Origin of the sequence: Streptomyces sp. CB02366 (assembly GCF_001905905.1) — a bacterium.
Taxonomy (GTDB): domain Bacteria; phylum Actinomycetota; class Actinomycetes; order Streptomycetales; family Streptomycetaceae; genus Streptomyces.
Genome location: NZ_LIVT01000008.1, coordinates 169,701 through 189,944 on the forward strand (window position 1 = coordinate 169,701; position 20,244 = coordinate 189,944).

The following is a 20,244-nucleotide window of genomic DNA, read 5'->3' on the forward strand; positions in this document are numbered from 1 at the left end:
CGTCAGCTCTCCAGCACCGAGCGCAGGTCCCACAGGGCGCGCCAGGTGGCCGAACCCTGCTCCGCCCGCCTGCGCACCGGCCCGTCCCAGTACCCCAGCAGCCGTGCCGCGTCGGCGGGGTCGTCCTTGCGGACGACGCCGAGCAGGTGGCCGGGGAGCAGGGAGAGCACGTCCCGGTCGCCGGGGAAATACGCCGCGGCCAGGCCCAGGGCGCCCGCGACGGAGACCGCCTCCGCCGTGCTCATCACCGTGGAGGGGCGCTCGACCTCCCAGCCCTCCGCGGAACGGCCCTCACGCAGGTCCCGGAAAGCGGTGACCAGGGCTTCGAGCACCGCGTCGTCCACCTGGTAGGCCGCGCCCACGCGTTCGACCGCGGCCCGCGACTGGCTCCGGACGAGCGCGGTCTCGGCGTCCACGTCCCCGATGGGCCCCACGGTCTCGAAGTTGAAGCGCCGCTTCAGCGCCGCGGACATCTCCGAGACGCCCTTGTCCCGGAGGTTGGCGGTGGCGATGAGGGTGAAGCCGGGGGCGGCGTGCACCTGGGCGCCCTCGCCGCCTGCGAGTTCGGGCACGGCGATCCGCCGCTCGGAGAGCAGGGAGACGAGGGCGTCCTGGACCTCCGGCAGGCAGCGGGTGACCTCCTCGACGCGGGCGACGGCCCCCCGGGTCATGGCGGCGAGGACCGGTGAGGGCACCAGGGCCTGCTCGGTGGGTCCCTGGGCGAGCAGCAGCGCGTAGTTCCAGCCGTACTTGAGCTGGTCCTCGGTGGTGCCCGCGGTGCCCTGCACGGTGAGCGCGCTGGTCCCGCAGACGGCCGCCGACAGCAGCTCGGAGAGCATGGACTTGGCGGTGCCGGGCTCCCCCACGAGAAGGAGCCCGCGTTCCCCGGCGAGGGTGACCACGCACCGTTCGACCAGGGCGCGCTCGCCGACGAACTTCTGCTCGATCACCAGACGGCGCGGCACTCCGGCTGCGGGGCGGGCCCCCTTGGGCAGGCTCAGTGCGTCGCCCGAGCTGCCCATCACGAAGGTGACGACGGCACGGGGGGTGAGCAGCCAGCCGGGCGGACGGGGTCCGGAGTCGTGGGCGGCGAGGAAGGCCAGCTCGGTGGCGTAGCGGTCCTCGGGCGGCGTGATCTGCCGCGGCGGGCGGCCGGGCGCCGTCGCTCGGTCCGGCAGACCTCGCGTGGTGGTGCTATCCGAGGTGGTCGTGGTGTCGTTCGTCATCGACGGCGGCCCTTCCGGGTGGCGCGGGTGTCCAGTTCTTCGAAGGCGGGGGCGTCGCCGCCCCGGACCCGCTCCCAGGCGGCTGCGAACAGCGCGGGCACGGGGATGTGAGGCAGGGTGCGGGCGGATCCCGCCACGGGGTACAGGCTTTCCTTCCAGGTCTCCAGCGGCAGCCCGGGGGCGCCGCGTTCCAGCCAGCCGCAGGGCAGGAAGAGGGTGCGGCCGGCGCGGGAGCGCTTCGCCTCCACGACGAGGTCGGTGGCGGCGAGTTCCGCGCGGGCCTTCTTGATCCGTGCCGGCTTCCACTCGGTCCAGCGGACGCAGTTGCGGTCCGTGGGGTCGGGCAGGGCGAGCAGCATCAGGTAGAGCGCGGCGGCGTCGGCGCTCAGGGCGAGGGCGCCGGCGGCCTCGGCCACCAGGTCCGGCACCGTACGGGTCGGGTCCTGGGCCGGGTGGTGCGGGGAGCCGTCCGGTGCGCCCGCCGCGGCCAGGGCGTCGGTCTCCCGGCCCAGCAGGGAGCGCAGGGCGTGGAGGTCGCCGGTGGCATGGGAGCTGACGATGCCCTCGATCAGGCCGAACGCCGGATCGTCGGGGCCTTCGAGTCCGGCCGGGCGGATCAGCAGTTTCTCTCTGTTGCCGTAACCGGGGCCGAGGAGCAGCGCGGCGCCGGCCCTGACCAGTCCGTCCGCCTCGGCTCCGCCGGACTCGGGGAGCCCGTGGGCGGCGCGGACGGCGGGGGCGACCGACCCCCCCGAGTCGCTCCAGTCCAGGCCGAGGTCCAGCACCAGTCCGGGGTCGGCGAGGCGGCTGCGCAGGGCCGCGAGGCCGACGGGCAGGTGGGCCCGCAGGGGGTGCCCGTGCGGCAGCGTGTACGCGAGGGTGCGCAGGGCGGTCAGGGCGCCCGAGATCCCGCCGCGTGCGCTCACGCGGCGGAGGGTGGGACGGTCGCCGCCCTCCGGTACGGGGGCGCCGTGGGCGAGCCAGTTCCGGGAGCCCGCGTTGAGGATCAGGTCGACCGAGGAGGCCGAGGCCCCGGTGAGGTCGAGGTCCAGTTCCTCGGGCACGCGGACGAGGGAGCCGAGGCGTTCCCGCCAGGCTTCGGCGGCGGCCGGGACGTCGGGGCCCGTGGACCACAGCTCGGCCGGGTCCGCGGGCAGCAGCGCCCGGAGCACGGCGTGCCGGTCGTCGCGGGGCAGGGCGTCCAGCCGCTCCTGGGCGGCTTCGAAGGCGCGGGTCTTCGCACCGAGCAGGGCCAGCGCCTCGGCGCCGGGCTCCTCGACGGCCGCCGACAGCAGCGCGGTGGCCTGGAGGGGGCCGATCCCGGTGGCCGTGTGGAACGCCTCGGCGGCTTCCGGACGCCAGGGGGCCGGGCCCTTCTCCCGTACCAGGGCGGTGAGCCGGGTCAGCCGGTCGCGGGCGATGCCCTGCCGGTAGACGTGCTCGCGATCGAGGGTGAAGCCGGGGACGGGACCGAAGGCTCCGGTCGGGTCGTGGTCCAGGGCGAGCCAGTGGGCCGCGTCGTCCCGCGAGTTGCGGCCCTGGTCGGCGATGATCACGACGGTGCGGGGGCCCTTGCGCAGTACCTGGCCGAGGCGGTGCACGGCTTCGGGGCGACCCGTCCGCCCGGGGGCCGCCGTGTCGAGCGGTTCGACGAGCACCACCCTGCGGACCGTGCCGGCCGGGTCGGCCAGCGGACCGGCCGCCAACGCTTCCAGCAGGACGAGGAGTCCGGCGCGGTGGCCGGGGAGGGTCGCCTCGGAGGCGGCTCGGTAAGCCAGTTCGGGCAGCTTGTCGAGGAGGGGGGCCCAGGCGGGGGAATCGCCGGGCACCGTGTACTCGTCGCGCCGCCAGCCGTCCACGGGGGTGAAGGGGACCTTCGACGGCGGGGGCGGGCCGAACGCCGGTTCACCGCCGAGGACGTGGTTGACGGCGAGGATCTGCCGGATCGCCGTCCACCGGCTGCCGCCTCCCCACCAGGAGCCGCGCATCTGCTCGGAGCCCCAGGCGGTGGCGGCCCGCAGGGTCGTGTCGTCGCCGTGCTCGGGCTCGTGGTCGAAGAACATGCCCTTGGTGCGTGCGGTGTGCTGGGGCGTGGCGGGCTGCGCGGGTGCGGGCGGGTCCAGGTACCGGATGACCTCGACGGCCCGGTCCACCGCGTTCCACGCGACCGCGGTGACGCCGGTGAGGAGCCGTTCGTCGGACACCTCGGGCAGGACCCGGGCGACGGCCTCCTCGCTCATCTCCCACGCCGAGGGCCCGGTGTACTTCTCGACGGCCCGGGATTCCCGCGCGTGCTGGACGACCGCGGCGGCGACCGCGTCGAACAGTTCCTGGCCACGGTCGTCGGTCAGCTTCCGCAGGGCGGCGGAGCCCTGTTCGTCCCTCGGGCGCAGGGCGTGCCAGTAGGCGACGGGAGGTACGTAGGGGGTGCCCGCCGCGTCGCCCCCGCCGGAGGAGTCGGTGCCGACGGACCACAGGCAGGCGGTGCCGTCGGTGTCCGCCGGGTGTACTTCGACGGAGCGGTGGCGCAGGGCCGCCACGGTCCGTGACCCGCCGGGCAGGGTGAGGGCGCCGAGCGGTACCGCGACGGTTCCGTCGGGCAACGGGTGGGGCAGGGCGACCGTGTGGCCGTCGGGGGCGCCGGCGACGGTCCGGGAGCCGTCCGCGGGGGCTGCGGCACCGGGCTCGGTGGCGGTGCGGCGGACCCACCGGCCGAGGATCGTGCCGTCCGTGCCGAACGGGGTGGCCTCCAGGCCGGGCTGGAGGGGCAGCACCTGGCAGTGCTCGGCGAGGAGCCGGGTGCCGTCCTGGATTCCGGAGCGGAGGAAGGCGGGGAGGGACGCGCGGCCGTGTGTGCCGGTGGCCGGGTCGTACTCCAGCCACACCGGCCGGGTGCCCTGGTGGCCCTCCCGCCAGAGGCCGGCGCCGTCGGAGAGGACGGCGCGCTGGGGCGGGAGGGTGGTGTCGCCCGCGTGCAGGGCCTTGCCGCCCGTGGCGCGGCCGCCGCCGGGCAGCGGCACGGAGACCTCGTCCGAGAGGCTGGGGCGGCCCCAGCGGGGGACCTGGTCGCCGCCGACGGGGAACACCTCGGCGGGGCGGTGCGACCAGTAGCCGCGCTGCTTGTCGTCCTCCCACCAGATCACCAGCAGTTCGCCGTCGACGTAGCGGAAGGCGGGTGTCCGCCACTGGTCGGTGGCGGGGGGCAGCCGCAGGGTGTGCCGCAGCAGCACGCCTTCCGGGCCGACGACGACGGCCCTCTCCTGCGTGTTCAGGATCAGCGCGGGCCACGCACCGGTGACACCGACGTTCTGCGACCGGTTGTTGCGCCCCCGCGACGCGGCGGCGGCCTCGGAGGCCAGTTCGTCGTAGGTCTCGTCGAGCGCGGGCCAGCCCAGTTCGTCGAAGACGCCGGTGCGCAGGGTGGAGACGAGCAGCGGCACGACGTCGTGCCGCTCCAGGAGGCGCGCGGCCTCGGGGGCGACGTCCGAGATGACCGAGCGGAACGGTGAGAGCTTGTTGAAGGCCAGGCGCAGTCCGGGGATGCCTCGCGCGGAGGTGTACTCCTCGGCGCAGCCGGTGAGCCATTCGCGCAGGAGGCCGGAGAGCACCGGGTGTGCGGCCAGCTTCGCCATACCGACGTCGCTCAGCCGCTGGCCGCGGCTGTTGCCGAGGCCGCCGACGGTCCGGCGCAGGAGGTCGCGGAAGTCCGGGTGGCCGGCGACGGCGGCGAGGTCGCGGCGTCCCGGTGCGTCGTCGGCGAGCCAGTCGGCCAGCGCGAAGCCGTGCGACCGCGTGCGGCCCTGGGGCGCGCCCTCCTCGTCCGGCTCGGCCACGGGAACTCCGGCGGCGAGGAAGAGGTCGAGGAGGTCCAGGTCGGCGGTGCGCCGCCAGCGGCCCTGGAACAGGTCGACGGGGCGTCCGTCGGCGCGCAGCCGGTCCGCCATCCGGGCGGCCAGGTCCAGGGTGCGCGGGCTGCGGCCCGAGGTGGCCCGGCTGCGCTGCCGGTACGCCTCCCAGCGGGCGAGCCAGTCCGCCGGGGAGACGGAGGCGTCGGGGGCGGGGGAACCGGGGGCGGCCGGGTCCGGAGCACCCGGGAGGGCGGTCAGCAGTTCCTCGGCGCCGGACTCGGCCAGCAGCGCGAGCCAGCCGGATTCGCCGTCCGCGGCCCCGCCGTCCTCGCTGAAGGTCTCCGGGAAGAACCCGAGGAGCCGGGTCCGGACGGACGCGTCCGCCCGGGCGAGGGCGGTGAGCGCCGGACCGTAGGTCGCCCAGAACGAGGCGGGAGCCCGGACGACGCCGGGAGAGCCGATCAGGTCGGCCACCAGTTCGCGTTCGGCGCTCTCGCGGTCCAGCCCGGCGGCCTTGACCAGGGTGCGTACGTCCTGCGGCAGCGCCGCGTAGGGCGGCATGCCGGCCGCGCAGCGCTCGACCAGCAGGCGGCGGAACTGCGCCCAGGCGTCCACCGGCGCGAGCCGGGCCACCAGGTCGCGCACGTACTGCCGCAGCGCCTTGACGGTCAGCGCGCCGGCGAGGGCGAACTCCAGGAAGACGGCGCGCTGCCGGTCCTCGTCCACGACCAGGCCGTGGACCCGCTCGGCCTCACGGGCCTTGCCGAAGAAGGAGGCGGCGTAGGTGGCGTTCTCGGCCTGGAGGAAGAGGCGCGCCACCTGCTCGTAGTAGGTGGGGAGGAAGTGCGGCACGGCCCGGCCGAGGCGGGCGCCGAGCTCGTCGAAGCCCTCCTTGGCCGCACCGGCACGGGTCTTGGCCTGCCGGCCCAGCCGCTCGATGTCCTTGACCAGGGCGAGGGCGTGGTGCCCGTTGGCCGGGTCGTTGACCAGGGCCCAGGCAGGGAAGCCCAGCGTCTCGCGGCGGACCTGTCCCACCACGGGGGCCTCCGGGGCCCGGGCCAGTCCCAGGAACTCCAGGGCCAGGTCCTCGGCCTCGCCCAGCGTGCCCGGCACGAGCCGGACCACCGGGCGGGCCCCGAGGGCGGTGTGCGTGTAGGTGCGGGCGGTCAGCGTGTCGGCGTCGTCCCGGTCGGTGGTGCCGGCCGGGAGGACCGCGCCCGCGTCCAGCAGGGTCGCCGCGCGGACCTCGGCGGCGCGGGCGGAGGCGCCGGGGCCCCGGTTCTGGTCGGGAAGGGGCGCCGGGGCCGCTGCCGCCGTGTTCGCTGCGGTGTTCGTCGTGGTGCTCATGCCGCCCGCTCCTCGTTCTCCACGTCGCGGCCGGCGTAGAGCGCCGCCGCCATGCGCATGCCCTCGGACCACGCCACGGCGCCGACCTCGGCGGCCGTCAGGGCGCGCCCCGAGGCGTCGGTCCAGCCCAGCGGGCCCGTCTCGGTGTCGTACGCGCCGTATCCGTCGTGTTCGCCGATCCAGATGCGCGCCTCGACGCCGGCGCCGTCCTCGACGACGGGGCAGACCGCGTACCCGCCGCGCGACCGGTATCCGAGCTGGGTGACGCGGCCGTGCAGGAAGCGCAGTTCCTTGAAGACGCCTCCGGCGTAGGTGTCCACGGAGGCGGTGTCCGGGGCGAGGCCGGCCGGGCGGCGCCACACCTCGCGGAACAACTGCTCCACGTTCTGGCGCACCTCCAGTTCGACCGCGAACTCCCGCAGCTCGTCGAGATCGTCGAGCAGGACGGGGTGGGGGACGCTGACGACGTCCGGGGTGATGCGGACCGTGTCGCCGTCCAGGTCGACGAGGCCGAGACCGCGCTCGGGGTCGACGTCGCGCAGGAAGCCGGCGACTCCGCCGTCCGCGCCGGTGACCACCACGTCCCTCAGGGCCGCCTGCCACGCCGGGTCGGGCCAGACCCGGGCGAGCACGGCGGTGGGGACGGGCAGCGAACGCACCATCCACTGCTCGACGTCGCTCAGGCACCGGCGCTCGTGCCGGTCCAGCCATTCGGTCAGTTGGCGAAGGCCGACGACGGCCGGATCATCCTTCAATTTCGCCGGAACGGACTTCAGCCGTCGGCCCTTGCCGTTGCGGCAGACCACCTTGCCCGCCTCCAGAGCGACTTCGTAGTCGCCCGCCGACACCCACCCCATGCGCTGTTCTCCCCGTGGTTCCGGACGGCCGCCACACCGGCGGCACGCTGAAGAATCCCGTCGACGGCGACGCACCGTGACGAGTGGGAGAGACTCTAGGCGGCCCCAGTGACAACGCGTTCGGGGCCCTGCCGCATCGGCCTGCGGCCCCGCCCCGCGAGGGGGCTGCCGCCGCGGCTCGCGGGGCGGGTACCGGGCGCCCGGCCTTCCGAAGCGCCGGGCGGGGAGGCCGTCGCACCGGATCTTCCGCACAGGCCGCTCGCCCGCGGGCGCATCGCGCCTGTCCGCGGGCCGGCCCGGGAGACGGGTCCGGGGGCGCCCTTCCGTACGGGCGCCCCCGGGGCGGTTCAGCCGTGCTCACCCGGGGGCGACGGCACGGTGGTGCGCGGCGTCAGAGGGTGGCGGCCGCTGAGGCGATGGCGGCCGCGAAGGTCGAGACCTCGGTGTAGACGCCCGGGTAGCCGGGCCGGGCGCAGCCGTAGCCCCAGCTGACGATGCCGACCTGGATCCACGCACCGGCGTTGTCCCTGCGGAACATCGGGCCGCCGGAGTCGCCCTGGCAGGTGTCGACGCCACCGGTGTCGGGGTATCCGGCGCAGATCTCCTCACCGGCCACGAGCTCGCTGCCGTAGGCGGAGCGGCAGTCGGCATCGGAGACGAACGGGACGTTGGCCTTGAGCAGGTAGCGCTGCTGGCTGCCGCCCTCGCGGTTGGCGCCCCAGCCTGCGACGGTGAACGTGCCCTGGTTGTAGGCGGTGGTGGTGGCGATCTTCAGGGTGGGCTGGTTGATGGGCTGGGCGAGCTTGATGAGCGCCCAGTCCTTGCCGGTGCCGTTGTAGCCGGGGGCCTGGAGGACCTTGGTGGAGCGGACCTTGATCGCGCTGGACGACTGGAGGTCGACGACGCCGCCGGTGGCGGTGATCGAGGTGTTGTTGCCCGATCCGCTCACGCAGTGGGCGGCGGTGAGGACGATGTCCTGGGTGTAGAGGGCGCCGCCGCAGCCCATGGAGAGCCGGACCATGAAGGGGAACTCGCCCTGGGCGGCGCGGGTTCCGCCGACGACGGGGTTGGGGGCCGCCGAGGCGGTGACGGGCTGGAGGCCGACGACCGCGATGGCGACGGTGGCGACGACGACGGAACATCTCTTCAGCGCACGCAGGAGTTGCTTCACGGACTGCCTTCTTTCGTGGGGGCTGTGGGAACCACGGCAGGGGCACGACGACACATTGGTCATGCACCCGTCAAAGCGTTCCGATTGTCGGGAACGGATGACCGCCGACACAAGGCACACTTTTCGGCCAACACCGGAGGGATCCGCCGATGACACGGGTTCAGCCGGAGAAAGAGCCGCCATGGGCCGGGAGGACGACCAGGTCTTCGGTGAGGCGCACGAAGGCGTGCGGGGCCTCCCCCCACCGCGCGGCCCGGACCAACGCGCTTGCGGTGACGGCCGGACCACCGGGACTGCCGCCCGCCAGGACCGGAGGCCCGGACCGGATGGGCCGGGGCAGGACGGCCACCACGGTCAGCCGTTCGGCGGGACGCCCAGGTCGTAGGACTCGGGTGGCAGGGCGGTGACCACATCGAGCAGACGGACCACCGCGGGATCGGCGTCGGGCCGGTGGATGGCGTGTACGGCGGTGTCCAGAGCGCTCGCCCGTCCCCGGAGGGCGATGACGCTGACGCCGGCCACGGCGAGGTGCCGCATGCCTTCGGGCACGAGGCTCACGCACAGGCCCGCGGCCACATAGCTGAACAGTCCGCTGAGATCATCCGCGACCGCCACTCCTCTTGGGGTGAACCCGGCTTCGTGGCAGACGAGTTGGAGCTGCTGGGCGAGAAAGGGCAGCGCGGTCGGATCGGGCAGCACGAAATCCTCCTCCGCCAGCTCCGCCAGGTCGACCGACCCGGCCCCGGACAACCGGTGGTCGCGCGGCACCGCGACGCCGATTCGTTCGGTGGCGATGACCATGTCGACCAGGTCCTCGGAGAGCCGCGAGGGGTCGCGCAGGAAGCCGAGGTCCAGTGCGCCGGTGCGCACCAGGTCGACCACGCCGGCCGACGATCCGTGGTGAAGGTGCACACGGAGTCCGGGCAGCTGTTCGGCTGCCGCTCGCAGCACCGCAGGAAGGTAGAGGTGGCTGAGGAGGCTGACGTAGCCGATCCGGACATCCCCTTCCAGGCCGTTGGCGACCCGCCGGGCACGTGCGACCGCGGCGCTCCGCAGGTCGAGCAGCCGCTGGGCGTCGGATGCGAACACCCGACCGGCCGCGGTCAGCCGTACGCCGCCCGGACCGCGGTCGAGCAGGCGCGTGCCCACCGCCCGCTCCAGACGCTGGATCGACTGACTGAGCGGCGGCTGGCTCATACCGAGCCGCTCGGCAGCCCGGCCGAAGTGCTTCTCCTGCACCACGACCAGGAACTGCTCCAGGAGCCTTCGAGAGAAATCGATATCATCAGCCATATTGCCCACTACACAATCATATATTGGACAGACCTCACGGGGCGGGTGTCGACTGGGTCGTACAGCAGCGCGCCCCCAGGGGCGGCTGTTCGGCTCCGTGACCTGCGGAGCTGTCGGCAGGCTTGCCGATTTTCCGCCGTATGTGTGGGGTGGTCTTCGTGGCGGTCGTGACGATCGTCGGTGCGGGCGTCATCGGTGTCTCCTGGGCGCGGCTGTTCGCCGCGGGTGGCTGGGAGGTCCGGGTCAGCGACCCCCGGCCCGATCTCCAGGAGGTGGTGGCGCGGGAGCTGGCCGATGTGGCGGTCACGGCCACCGCCGATCTGGCCGGGGCCGCGGACGGCGCGGACTTCGTTCAGGAGGCGGGGCCCGAGCGCGTCGAGGTCAAGAAGCAGGTGTTCGCCACGCTGGCCGCGCACACGCGCGACGGCGTGGTGCTGGCCTCCTCCTCGTCCTCCCTGCTGCCCTCGGTCATCGCACGGGGCAACCCGGCGGCCGACCGCATCGTGATCGGCCACCCGTTCAATCCGCCGGAGCTGATGCCGCTCGTCGAGGTCGTGCCGGGGCCGGGTACGTCCGACCGCACGGCCGACCGCGCGGTCGAGGTCTACCGGGGGCTCGGCAAGCTGCCGATCCGGCTGAGGAAGGAGGTCCCCGGCTTCGTCGGCAACCGCCTCCAGAAGGTCTTCAACGACCAGGCCGCCCACCTCGTCCAGGAGGGGGTCATCGACGTCCGGGACCTCGACGACCTGGTGCGGGCCTCGCTCGGGCTGCGCTGGGCGACCGTCGGCCCGTTCGAGAGCGGCATCCTGGGCGGCGGCCCCGGCGGCATGCGGCACCTGGCCCGGCACGTCGGCTCCCAGATGACCTTCGAGACCGGCACTCCGGACCCGGCCCGGATGGGCGAGGTCCTCGACGCCGTCGAAGAGGCGTACGGCACCGGCGAACCCGCCTACGAGCGGCTCGCCGAACTGCGCGACGGCCGCACCCGCGCCGTCCTCGGACCGCTCGGCTGGACCGAGCCGCCATCCGGCGACGACCGGGACGACCACTCACGGTGACTTCACCGCCGGCCGCGAACGAGGGGCCGGCCCTCATGAACGACGCAGCAAAGGAAAGCACCATGCCGCGATCACTGCTGGCACTCCAGGTGATCCCCGGAAAGATTCTGAGGATCGACACCTCCGACGGCCGCGTGACGACTCTCCTCGACGATGCGGGGGCCGCCCCGGACGGCATCGTCGTGGACTCCCGCACCGTGTACTGGACCACCATGGGCACTCCCACCGTCGTCCCCGATGTACCGGGCGAAGCCGGACAGGACTTCTCCCGGCGCAATGGCGGCGTCCACTCCCTGGGTCTGGACGGCGGACCGCAGCGCGATGTGCTCGCGGCCGGGGCGGTCACCACCGGCAAGCAGCTCACCTCCGACGGCGCCGGAACGCTGTACTGGGGCGACCGCGAGGGCCACCGGGTCAGCCGTGTCCGGACCGACGGCAGCGACCCCGCCGACCTCGTGGTCACCCCTGCCGGGGACGGGGTCATGGGCGAGTGCGTCGGCGTGGCCGTGGACCCCGCCCGCGGGCACCTGTACTGGACCCAGAAGGGCCCGACCAAGGGCGGCAAGGGGCGGATCCTCCGTGCCGGCCTTCGCCTCCCGGCCAGCGAGACCCCCGAGAACCGCTCCGACATCGAGGTGCTGTGGGACGGGCTCCCCGAACCCATCGACCTCCACCTGGACGGCGACTGGCTCTACTGGACCGACCGCGGCGCACCGCCCTCGGGCAACACGCTCAACCGCGCACCCGTCCCGGAACCCGGCGAGCACGGGCGGAGCCCCGAGATCCTCGCCGCCGGATTCGCCGAAGCCATCGGCCTCGCCGTCGACGGCGAGGCGGGCATCGCCTACGTCTCCGACCTCGGCGGCCATCTGCGCGCCTGCCCCTTGCCCGGCGGCCCCGCTGCCGGACGGCAGCCGTACGAAGTCGCCGAAGTGCCGTTCCCTCTGACCGGGCTGTGCCTGCTCCCCTGACCGGCCGGTCTCCGGAGCCTCCACCGAACCGGGCAGGGTTCGCGGCTCATCGCGCCCGCCCCGGCCCCCCGCGTGGACCGTCCGGCCGCCCGGCCGCCCGGTGACGCACCACCAACGACATCCCAGCGGAACCCCCAGCAACCGCAGAAAGCAGGAGCGCCATGTCCTCCACCCTTCCCGGCGGCATCCATGACCGTCCGGTCGCCGTCATCGGCTCGGGCACCCTCGGGCGCCGGATCGCCCTGATGTTCGCCACCCGCGGTGGTGCGGTACGGATCTACGACACGTCCCTCGCTGCGGGCAAGGAGGCCGTGACCTATGTCGAGCAGAACATCGACCGCGTCGCGGCCACGGTGGAGGGGGGCCGTCCGGGCCGGGCGATCGTCACCGACGACCTGTCCCACGCGCTGTCCGGCGCCTGGCTGGCGGTGGAGGCGGTACCCGAGCGGCTGGATCTGAAGAAGCAGATCTTCCGCCGGCTGGACGAACTCGCCGAGCCGGACGCCATCCTGGCCAGCAACTCCTCCTCCTACGCCTCGCGGCAGTTCATCGACCACGTCCGGCGCCCGGAGCGGGTGCTGAACATGCACTTCTACATGCCGCCCGTACAGAACGCCGTCGACCTGATGAGCGACGGCAGGACCGACCCGGACGTCATCTCCTTCCTGCGGAAGGAGCTGCCCGGATACGGGGTCCACCCCTTCGTCGCGCTCCAGGAGTCGACCGGGTTCATCTTCAACCGCGTCTGGGCCGCCATCAAGCGGGAGGCGCTGCGGGTCGTCGCGGAGGGCGTCTCCACCCCACAGGACGTGGACGCCATGTGGAAGATCAACATGGGCACCCCGGCCGGCCCCTTCCGGATGATGGACCAGGTCGGCCTCGACGTCGTGCTCGACATCGAGAACCACTACGCCGAGGAGAACCCCGGGCTGCCCGAGGGACCGCGCGTGCTGCTCGAGAAGTACGTCGCCGCCGGGCGCCTGGGCGCCAAGACCGGCCAGGGCTTCTACGACGACTACCGCGAGAACACCGGGCGGCAGGCCGGGTCCTGAGGGTCTGGGCCGCGGCGCCTCTCCGCAGCCGGCGTACAGAACACACCGCGCATCGGGTGTGGCTGGCGCTGTGACCGCTACGGTTCGCCGGGGGCGAGGCGGTCGGGCTCAGCCGAACCTGTCGGCGAGCAGACCGCTTCAGCTCCACCCGGGCCGCAGGGCGGCCGAGCGGAACCGGGCCATCCGGATACCGTACCCCTCGTGCGGGAACCGTTCCGGCTCTTCGGGACTCCCCTTCCATGGCGTTCCATGGTGCCCGTAGTCGGTCCCCGCGGTGGCGCCGTACCGAGCCAGCCGAAGAAGAACCGAGGATGACCGTGCCCCTGTCGTCACACCGCCGCCTGACCGCGAGTGCCGCTCTGCTGGCAGCACTCGCCGGCGGTCTCGCCCCCGCCACCAGCGCGCACGCGGCCCCCACCGCCACACCGATCCAGACACCCGCGCCCGACATGGCCGGCATCGTCGCCGCTCTTGAGTCCTCGGTGGCCAACGGGGCGCCGGGGGCGATGGCCCGCTACTCCGGCCCGGACGGGACCAGGGGAAGGGCCGTCGGCGTCCGTGACCGGGAGTCGGGCGCGGCCATGGACACCCGGGCGCGGTTCCGGATCGGCAGCGTCAGCAAGACGTTCTCCAGTGTCGTGCTGCTTCAACTGGTGGAAGAGGAAAGGCTGAAGCTGGACGCGCCCGTCAACACGTACCTTCCGGGGCTCCTGCCCGACGAACGGATCACGGTCCGTCACCTCCTCACCCATCGCAGCGGTCTGGCCGACTACACCAACGCCATGTTCAACCAGACCGTGCCGGGCTTCGAGGCGGTACGAAACCGGGTGTTCAGCTACCAGGAACTGGTCGACCTCTCCCTCGCCGAGCCCCGGACCACCGAGCCCGGCGCCGCGTACAAGTACTCGAACGCCAACTTCGTCGTCGTCGGCATGCTGATCGAGAAACTGACGGGACGTCCGGTGGCCGACGCCTACCAGCGGCGCATCATCGAGCCGCTGGGGCTGCGCAGAACCGCGTACGTCCACCCGGACACGCGCATCCAGGGCGCACATGTGCGCGGCTACCTGCACCCCGACGAGGCGGGCGCCCCGCTCGTCGACTCCACCGAGCAGACCGTGTCCTGGGCGCAGTCCGCAGGCGCCGTCATCTCCAACCCGGTCGACCTCAACACCTTCACCAGCGCCCTGATGCGCGGCCGGCTCCTGTCTCCGGCGACGTTGGAGGCCATGACCACGGTCACGCCGACGGACGCCACCAACACCCGGTTCTACGGCCTCGGTCTGCGCCGCTACGACCTGTCCTGCGGAACCCAGGTGTTCGGCCACACCGGCACGGTCCAGGGCTTCTACACCTACGCCTTCTCCACCCGCGACGGCCGCCGCAGCCTTTCGGCGGTGGCCAACACCTCCAACCACGGTGCCGCGAACACCGCGCTGGGCGGCACCCTGGAGGCCGCCTTCTGCGGTAAGAAGCCGGCAGCCGCCCCGACTGCGCGCTCCACGGCGCCGTCGGGCGCCCGCGACCACGCGCCGCTGCCCGCCGAGCGTGACCTGCCCGAGCGTTACTGAGGTCCGGCAGGACCGGCTGCCCCGCCCCCCGCGCGCTGGAGCGCGACCTATCGTTCCCGTGTGCCGACGCGCTGTTCGTACCCCTCGCCGGTCCCGGCGCAGCGACTGCCGGCCGGCGCGGGGCGCCGGGGCGGCCGGTCCTGCCCGGCGCCGGCCCGCAGAGCGATGGAGCGGGGCGATGACGCGGTCGCGGAGCGGGTCCAAGGGGGTGCGGCCCCGCACACCCCGCCTCGGCCCGCCGAAGGCATCGGAGCGCTCCTACGGCGCGGGCGGCCCTCCGACGTCGCCTTCGGCACCCGGAACGTCTCGTCGGGTCCGCCCGGCTCGTCTCAGCGGAGCGAGCGGAAGGTCGTCCGGATCTCCTCAGTGAGGACCGTGGGCTGCTCAAGGGCCGCGAAATGCCCGCCGTGGTCCAGTCGGCGGTAGTGAAGGACGTTGGCGTACCGCCGTTCGATCCACCGCCGGGAAGCCTGGACGGCCTCGCCGGGGAAGATGCTGAATCCCGCCGGCACGTGGTTCGGCCCGGACGGTGCGGGCGCCTCTTGCCGTGCTTCCCAGTACGGGCGTGCCGAGGAGGCACCGGTGTCGGGCAGCCAATACATCATGATGTCGTCCAGAATTTCGTCGCGGTCGATGACCGATTCGGGGTCGGCACCGCTGTCCGTGACGTCCTGGAAGAGTGTGTAGATCCATGCGGCCAGCCCGGCGGGCGAGTCGGCGAGTGAGTAGCCGATGGTCTGCGGCCTGGTGGACTGCTCCTTGAAGCAGCCGTCCAGCAGTGTCCGGCAGTTCTGCGCTGTGGCCGGCATGCGCTGCTCGTCCGGCGTCGCCTCGTTGGACGAGCAGCAGACCGCGGTGGAGGACCGTGCGCCCGCCCCGTTCGCGGAAGTCCGTGAAGCCCCCGAGGCACGGTGGTCGGCGAGATGCTCCCCGCTCCGTGCTCAACGGCGGTTCCTACCCCCGGAAAGTCTCCAGCAGCCGCAGCCACACCTCGCTGATGGTCGGGTACGCCGGGACCGCGTGCCACAGGCGGGCGATGGGGACCTCGCCCGCGACCGCGATCGTCGCGGAGTGCAGGAGCTCGCCGACGCCCGGCCCGACGAAGGTGACGCCGAGCAGGACCTCCCGGTTCAGGTCCACGACCATCCGGGCGCGGCCCCGGTAGCCGTCGGCGTAGAGGCCGGCCCCGGCGACGGAGGCGAGGTCGTAGTCGACGGCGCGTACGCGGTGGCCTGCGCGTTCGGCCTCGGCCAGGGTGAGGCCCACCGAGGCGGCCTCCGGGTCGGTGAAGACGACCTGGGGGACGGCGGCGTGGTCGGCGGTGGCCGCGTGGGCCCCCCAGGGGGCCGATTCCACCGGGGCCCGGCGGGCGCGCGCGGCGATCGCCGCGCCGGCGATGCGGGCCTGGTACTTGCCCTGGTGGGTCAGCAGGGCCCGGTGGTTGACGTCCCCGACCGCGTACAGCCAGTCCGTGCCCTCGACGCGGCAGCTGTCGTCCACGGTGAGCCAGGCTCCGGGTTCGAGGCCGATCGTCTCCAGGCCCAGGTCGTCCGTGCGGGGGGCCCGGCCGGTGGCGAAGAGGATCTCGTCGGCCTCGACGCGGTCGCCGTCGTCCAGTTCGACGGTGACCGGGCCGTCCGGGTCGGGACGGCGTACGGCGGTGACGGAGACACCCGTTCGGATGCGGGCCCCGGCCTCCCGGAGCGCGTCGGCGACCAGCTCGCCCGCGAAGGGCTCCATCCTCGGGAGCAGGCCGTCGCCCCGGACCAGCAGGGTCACCTCGGAGCCGAGCCCCTGCCAGGCGGTCGCCATCTCCACGCCCACCACTCCCCCGCCGACCACGACGAGCCGCCCGGGGGCCCGCTCGGCGCTGGTGGCCTCGCGGCTGGTCCAGGGGCGGGCCTCCTCGACGCCGGGGAGGCCGGGGACGACGGCGCGGGTACCGGTGCAGAGGGCGACCGCGTGCCGGGCGGTGAGCCGGTGCTCCGTGCCGTCCGGGGCGGTGACGGCGACCTCCCGGGGGCCGGTGAGCCGGCCCGTGCCCCGGAAGACGTCCGCTCCGATCCCGTCCAGCCAGGCGACCTGGCCGTCGTCCTTCCAGTGGCTCGTCTCCTCGTCCCGGTACGCGAGGACGGCGCCGGCGTCGAGGGGGCCCCGCACGGCGGCGCTCAGCCCCGGGGTCCGGCGGGCGTCCGCACGGGCGACGACGGGGCGCAGGAGCGCCTTGCTCGGCATGCACGCCCAGTAGGAGCATTCGCCGCCGACCAGTTCCGATTCCACGATCGCGACGGTGAGCCCGGCGGCGCGGGCCCGGTCAGCCACGTTCTCTCCGACCGGGCCGGCCCCGACGACCACGACGTCGTACGGCGTGTTCGCGCCGGTCTTTCCTGCATCAGCCAGGGAATCAGTCATGGGAACAGTGTCCTCGGGGGTGTGCGCCCCGGCCACATGGGCAGGCGGAATAGCTCAAGTGCAGTCACCGTTGTGCCGGACAGGACCGTCAGGACCCACCGGCAGAGGAAGAGGTACCCCGTATGAGCACCGTCGAGCTCACCAAGGAAAACTTCGATCAGGTCGTCACCGACAACGACTTCGTCCTGATCGACTTCTGGGCTTCCTGGTGCGGCCCTTGCCGGCAGTTCGCGCCGGTCTACGACTCGGCGTCCGAGCGCCACCCCGACCTGGTCTTCGCCAAGGTCGACACCGAGGCGCAGCAGGAGCTGGCGGCGGCGTTCGAGATCCGCTCCATCCCGACGCTGATGATCGTCCGCGACAACGTGGCGGTGTTCTCGCAGCCCGGCGCGCTGCCCGAGGCGGCTCTGGAGGATGTCATCGGGCAGGCCCGGAACCTGGACATGGACGAGGTCCGCAAGTCCGTCGAGGAGCAGAAGCGGGCCGCCGAGGCGGGCCAGGGGCAGCCGGAGACCCCGTAGCCGTCCGTCCCGCGCACGACACAGCCCGAAGGCCCCGACCGGCGCGCCGGTCGGGGCCTTCGCCGTGTCCGGACCGCACGGGGTGCGGCGTCCGGGCCTCCGCCGTGTCCGGGGCCGGCCCGGCGAAGGCGCCGGCCTCACCGGGGGGCGGGGCGTTCGCCGTCCGCCGCGGCGACCTGGACCGACATGCCGTAGTCCAGTTCCTCGCCGTCGACGAGCACGGCCTCCACCGTGCGCGTCGCCGGGTCGACGTCCGCCTCCATGCCCTCCCCGGCGTACCGGGGGTAACCCGAAGCCCCGGTCTCCCCGGTGGCGGCGACCACCGCCGACCGGATCGGCCGGCCGGGGGCTCCCGACCGCGTCCGGCTGTGGTCGGGGATCAGGAGCAGTTCGTAACTCTGCGGATGGCTCATGCCTCCGACGCTAGACACCCGCCCCGTACGGCGCACGTCGTCGCGGCGGAGGCGGTCAACTGGATTCGCGGTGGACGGCGCTGGTGCGCAACAGGTCGTGGTGGACCGGCGGGCCGCCCGGGTGCTGGACCATGCGGTCGATCGTCTCGGCCAGCGGCTGCGGCATGGCGAGCTCCATGCGGACGGTGCTCAGCCGGGGGCGCAGCAGTTTCGCGATCAGGGAGTCGTCCGCGCCGATCATCGCCGTGTCGGCGGGCACCGCCACGCCCGCGTCCTGGAGGGCCCGCATGAGCAGCATGGCGTACTCGTCGTTGTACGCGAACACCGCGTCCAGACCCAGCTCCGGCCAGCGGGCGGCCAGCCGTTGCGCGGACTCCTCCTCGTACCGCAGCGGGAGCGGGCGTATGCGGGCTCCCGCCGCTTCGGCCGCGCGCCGCGCGCCGGCGAGGCGGATCTCGGAGAACGCCTCCCGGGACGGTTCCTGGGGCATGACCACGCCGATGTGGCGGCGGCCCCGGGCCAGCAGGTGTTCCACCGCGCTGCTGCCGACCCGGCGTTGGTCCATGACCAGGCCGTGCGCTCCGGCCACCGGGTCGGGGCCCAGGGTGATCACGGCTTTGGCGCCGGAGCGGGTCAGGATGCCGGTGCCGTGCGGGGTGAGGGCGATGCCCGGCGGTACGACGACGGCGACGGGCCGCAGTTCGGCCCAGGCGGTGGCCGCCTCGTCGGCGGTGAGGCCGCCGCTGCCGTACTGGACGACGGTGTAGTCCAGTCGGCGCAACCCCGACTGGAGTTCCTCGAAGAAGTACTGGTGCAGCGGTCCCGCCGGTATGTGGCCGGAGGGCAGCAGGACCATGCGGCTGTGTCCGGCGCGCAGGCTGCGGGCGGCCGCGTGCGGAACGTAGCCGAGTTGGAGGGCGGCCTCCCTGACCCGGCGCCGGGTGGGATCGCTGATCCGGACCGTGGCGTTGTTGTTCAGTACGTACGACACGGTGGCCCTGGACACTCCGGCGAGGCGCGCGACGTCGGCGCTGGTCGGAACGGATACTTCGGCGGGCTGCTTGGGTAACTGGCTCATGGCTCCGGGCAGTCTTCCAGACCTGTGGGAGCGGGTTTCGGCCCGGGTGCGGCAGGTCCGGTCACGGTGGCCGGAAGGCCGCCCCGCCGCGCCGGGCCGACGCCCCGCTCCCTGGGCCGGACGGTCGGGCTCCCACGGTGCGGCGATGGCTTCCCACGGCCCCGCCCACCGTTCCGGCAACCCCTTTGACGTGCCCGGCAGCGGTGGCCCGACCGCCACGGCGCGGACCGGTCCCGACGACGCGGGCCCGGTGCGCACGTCCTACGCCCCCGATCGCGACGGCGACCCCCACCCCGGTGAGATCGTCCGGACCTGGACGCCCCCCGAGGAGGAGGACGGGCGCGGGAAGGACCGGCCGGTGCTCGTCGTGGCACGCGGCCCGGCACGTCCGCTTCCCCGTCCGGCCCCCGGCACGGGGCCCGACGCGTCCGCTTCCTCCGCCCGGCCCCTTCCTCCGCCCGGCCCCGGCGCGTTCGGCCCCGGGTCAGGCGAAGATCCGGCTGAAGGCGGCCCGGACGGGCGAGTCGGGGTTCCGGTCCAGGATCGCGAAGACGATCTGCTCGAAGTGGCCGGCGAACCGGCCGCCCTCCCCGAGGAGGCCGTGGAAGGCCCCCGCCACCGCGGCCGGATCGTTCTGGAAGACTCCGCAGCCCCAGGCGCCCAGGACGAGCCTGCGGTAGCCCCGTACGGCGGCGACCTCCAGCACCCGTTCGGCGCGGGAGGCCAGGACCGCCGGGACGCGGTGGGCCTCCCCGGGGGCCTGCCGCCGGATCACCCCGGCGTTGGGAGCGGGCGAGGTGAGGAACCCGACGGTGTACGGGGCGTCCAGGAAGTCGCCCCGGTCGTCGCGGAAGACCGGCACCGCCGGGGAGTGGATCACCCGATCGGTGTAGAAGGCGTCGCGTTCGGCGCGGTGGTGCGCGTAGAACTCGGGGGCGCGCAGCAGGGTCGTGTGGAGGGCGGAGCCGCGGCACAGGGCCTCTTCCTGGGCCTGCGCGCCGTTGAGGTAGCCGCCGCCGGGGTTGCGGGCCGAGGCGAAGGCGAGGACGGCGATCCGGCCCGGGGCCTCGCCGGCCATCCGGCGGGCGGCGGCCAGGCTGCTCTCGCCGGTGACCTCGAAGCGCGGGGCGCGGTCGGTGTCCAGGGCGGCGACGGGCACCGGGTCCGGGCCGTAGAGCCTGGTTCCGGACAGCGCGGCGGTCACGGCGCGCTCGATGGACACCTCCTGGCCTGCCGCGTTGCGGTACCGCCCGGCCACGACGACCGCTTCCGTCCCGCGCGCGATGCCGCGCAGCCGCGCGCTCACGCGCGCTCCCCCGTGTGGTGCATACAGGGCATGCTCCGGGGGAACTCCTTCCGGGCGCAACCGGATTCCCGTGGCTCAGGGGCACCCTTGTGCGATCTCCGGGTACGGGTTTCGCTGGTA

15 protein-coding genes and 1 pseudogene are annotated in these 20,244 nt (G+C 73.8%); 6 read left to right on the forward strand and 10 right to left on the reverse strand.

Annotation, left to right across the window (positions count from 1 at the left end; genetic code table 11):
* Positions 1-2: 2 nt before the first annotated feature.
* From AMK24_RS22950 to AMK24_RS22975, 5 genes are all read right to left on the reverse strand, one after another.
* Positions 3-1,226 carry an AAA family ATPase gene (locus AMK24_RS22950; RefSeq protein ID WP_073770730.1) on the reverse strand — a complete coding sequence of 408 codons (1,224 nt, stop codon included), beginning with the start codon at positions 1,224-1,226 and terminating at the stop codon, positions 3-5.
* Complete coding sequence (locus AMK24_RS22955; protein WP_073770731.1) at positions 1,223-6,421, reverse strand: hypothetical protein; 5,199 nt, start codon at positions 6,419-6,421, stop codon at positions 1,223-1,225. The genes AMK24_RS22950 and AMK24_RS22955 overlap by 4 nt, the downstream gene beginning before the upstream one ends.
* Positions 6,418-7,278: a DUF4132 domain-containing protein gene (locus tag AMK24_RS22960; RefSeq protein ID WP_073770732.1), complete on the reverse strand. Its 861-nt coding sequence runs from the start codon at positions 7,276-7,278 to the stop codon at positions 6,418-6,420. The genes AMK24_RS22955 and AMK24_RS22960 overlap by 4 nt, the downstream gene beginning before the upstream one ends.
* A 391-nt stretch (positions 7,279-7,669) precedes the next feature.
* A complete protein-coding gene (locus AMK24_RS22965) occupies positions 7,670-8,449 on the reverse strand; it encodes a S1 family peptidase (RefSeq protein WP_073770733.1) in 780 nt (259 codons plus the stop codon).
* A gap of 354 nt (positions 8,450-8,803) precedes the next feature.
* Positions 8,804-9,742: a LysR family transcriptional regulator gene (locus AMK24_RS22975; RefSeq protein ID WP_073770735.1), complete on the reverse strand. Its 939-nt coding sequence runs from the start codon at positions 9,740-9,742 to the stop codon at positions 8,804-8,806.
* A 140-nt stretch (positions 9,743-9,882) separates the two neighbouring features.
* On the opposite strand from AMK24_RS22975, the gene AMK24_RS22980 reads away from it, so the two are divergent.
* The 4 genes from AMK24_RS22980 (at position 9,883) to AMK24_RS22995 (ending at position 14,394) form a co-directional block, all read left to right on the forward strand.
* The gene (locus tag AMK24_RS22980) at positions 9,883-10,800 is read left to right on the forward strand and encodes a 3-hydroxyacyl-CoA dehydrogenase NAD-binding domain-containing protein (protein WP_073770736.1); all 918 of its coding nucleotides are present in this window, start codon (positions 9,883-9,885) and stop codon (positions 10,798-10,800) included.
* 62 nt (positions 10,801-10,862) lie between these two features.
* Positions 10,863-11,771, forward strand: coding sequence for a hypothetical protein (locus AMK24_RS22985; protein ID WP_073770737.1), 909 nt, complete (start codon positions 10,863-10,865; stop codon positions 11,769-11,771).
* Positions 11,772-11,932: 161 nt separating this feature from the next.
* The gene (locus AMK24_RS22990; RefSeq protein WP_073770738.1) at positions 11,933-12,823 is read left to right on the forward strand and encodes a 3-hydroxyacyl-CoA dehydrogenase family protein; all 891 of its coding nucleotides are present in this window, start codon (positions 11,933-11,935) and stop codon (positions 12,821-12,823) included.
* 311 nt (positions 12,824-13,134) lie between these two features.
* The gene (locus AMK24_RS22995) at positions 13,135-14,394 is read left to right on the forward strand and encodes a serine hydrolase domain-containing protein (RefSeq protein WP_073770739.1); all 1,260 of its coding nucleotides are present in this window, start codon (positions 13,135-13,137) and stop codon (positions 14,392-14,394) included.
* A gap of 329 nt (positions 14,395-14,723) precedes the next feature.
* Here AMK24_RS22995 and AMK24_RS23000 read toward each other — a convergent pair whose 3' ends face one another.
* Positions 14,724-15,203 (reverse strand): hypothetical protein, encoded by a 480-nt coding sequence (locus AMK24_RS23000; protein WP_199876484.1) that lies wholly within the window; start codon positions 15,201-15,203, stop codon positions 14,724-14,726.
* Between the two features lie 145 nt (positions 15,204-15,348).
* Positions 15,349-16,806, reverse strand: coding sequence for a dihydrolipoyl dehydrogenase family protein (locus tag AMK24_RS23005; protein WP_384578479.1), 1,458 nt, complete (start codon positions 16,804-16,806; stop codon positions 15,349-15,351).
* Positions 16,807-16,928: 122 nt separating this feature from the next.
* On the opposite strand from AMK24_RS23005, the gene trxA reads away from it, so the two are divergent.
* Positions 16,929-17,327, forward strand: coding sequence for a thioredoxin (gene trxA, locus AMK24_RS23010; protein ID WP_073770740.1), 399 nt, complete (start codon positions 16,929-16,931; stop codon positions 17,325-17,327).
* 137 nt (positions 17,328-17,464) lie between these two features.
* On the opposite strand, the gene AMK24_RS23015 is transcribed toward trxA, so the two are convergent.
* Both AMK24_RS23015 and AMK24_RS23020 read right to left on the reverse strand, forming a co-directional pair.
* Positions 17,465-17,740: a hypothetical protein gene (locus AMK24_RS23015; RefSeq protein ID WP_073770741.1), complete on the reverse strand. Its 276-nt coding sequence runs from the start codon at positions 17,738-17,740 to the stop codon at positions 17,465-17,467.
* A gap of 55 nt (positions 17,741-17,795) precedes the next feature.
* Entirely contained in the window at positions 17,796-18,818 is a 1,023-nt protein-coding gene (locus AMK24_RS23020; RefSeq protein WP_073770742.1) for a LacI family DNA-binding transcriptional regulator, read from the reverse strand.
* 145 nt (positions 18,819-18,963) lie between these two features.
* Here AMK24_RS23020 and AMK24_RS34855 point away from each other — a divergent pair.
* A pseudogene (locus AMK24_RS34855) lies at positions 18,964-19,212 on the forward strand (type II toxin-antitoxin system PemK/MazF family toxin); the annotation flags it as partial.
* Between the two features lie 90 nt (positions 19,213-19,302).
* On the opposite strand, the gene AMK24_RS23030 reads toward AMK24_RS34855, so the two are convergent.
* The gene (locus AMK24_RS23030) at positions 19,303-20,124 is read right to left on the reverse strand and encodes a TIGR02452 family protein (protein WP_073770743.1); all 822 of its coding nucleotides are present in this window, start codon (positions 20,122-20,124) and stop codon (positions 19,303-19,305) included.
* Between the last annotated feature and the right edge of the window lie 120 nt (positions 20,125-20,244).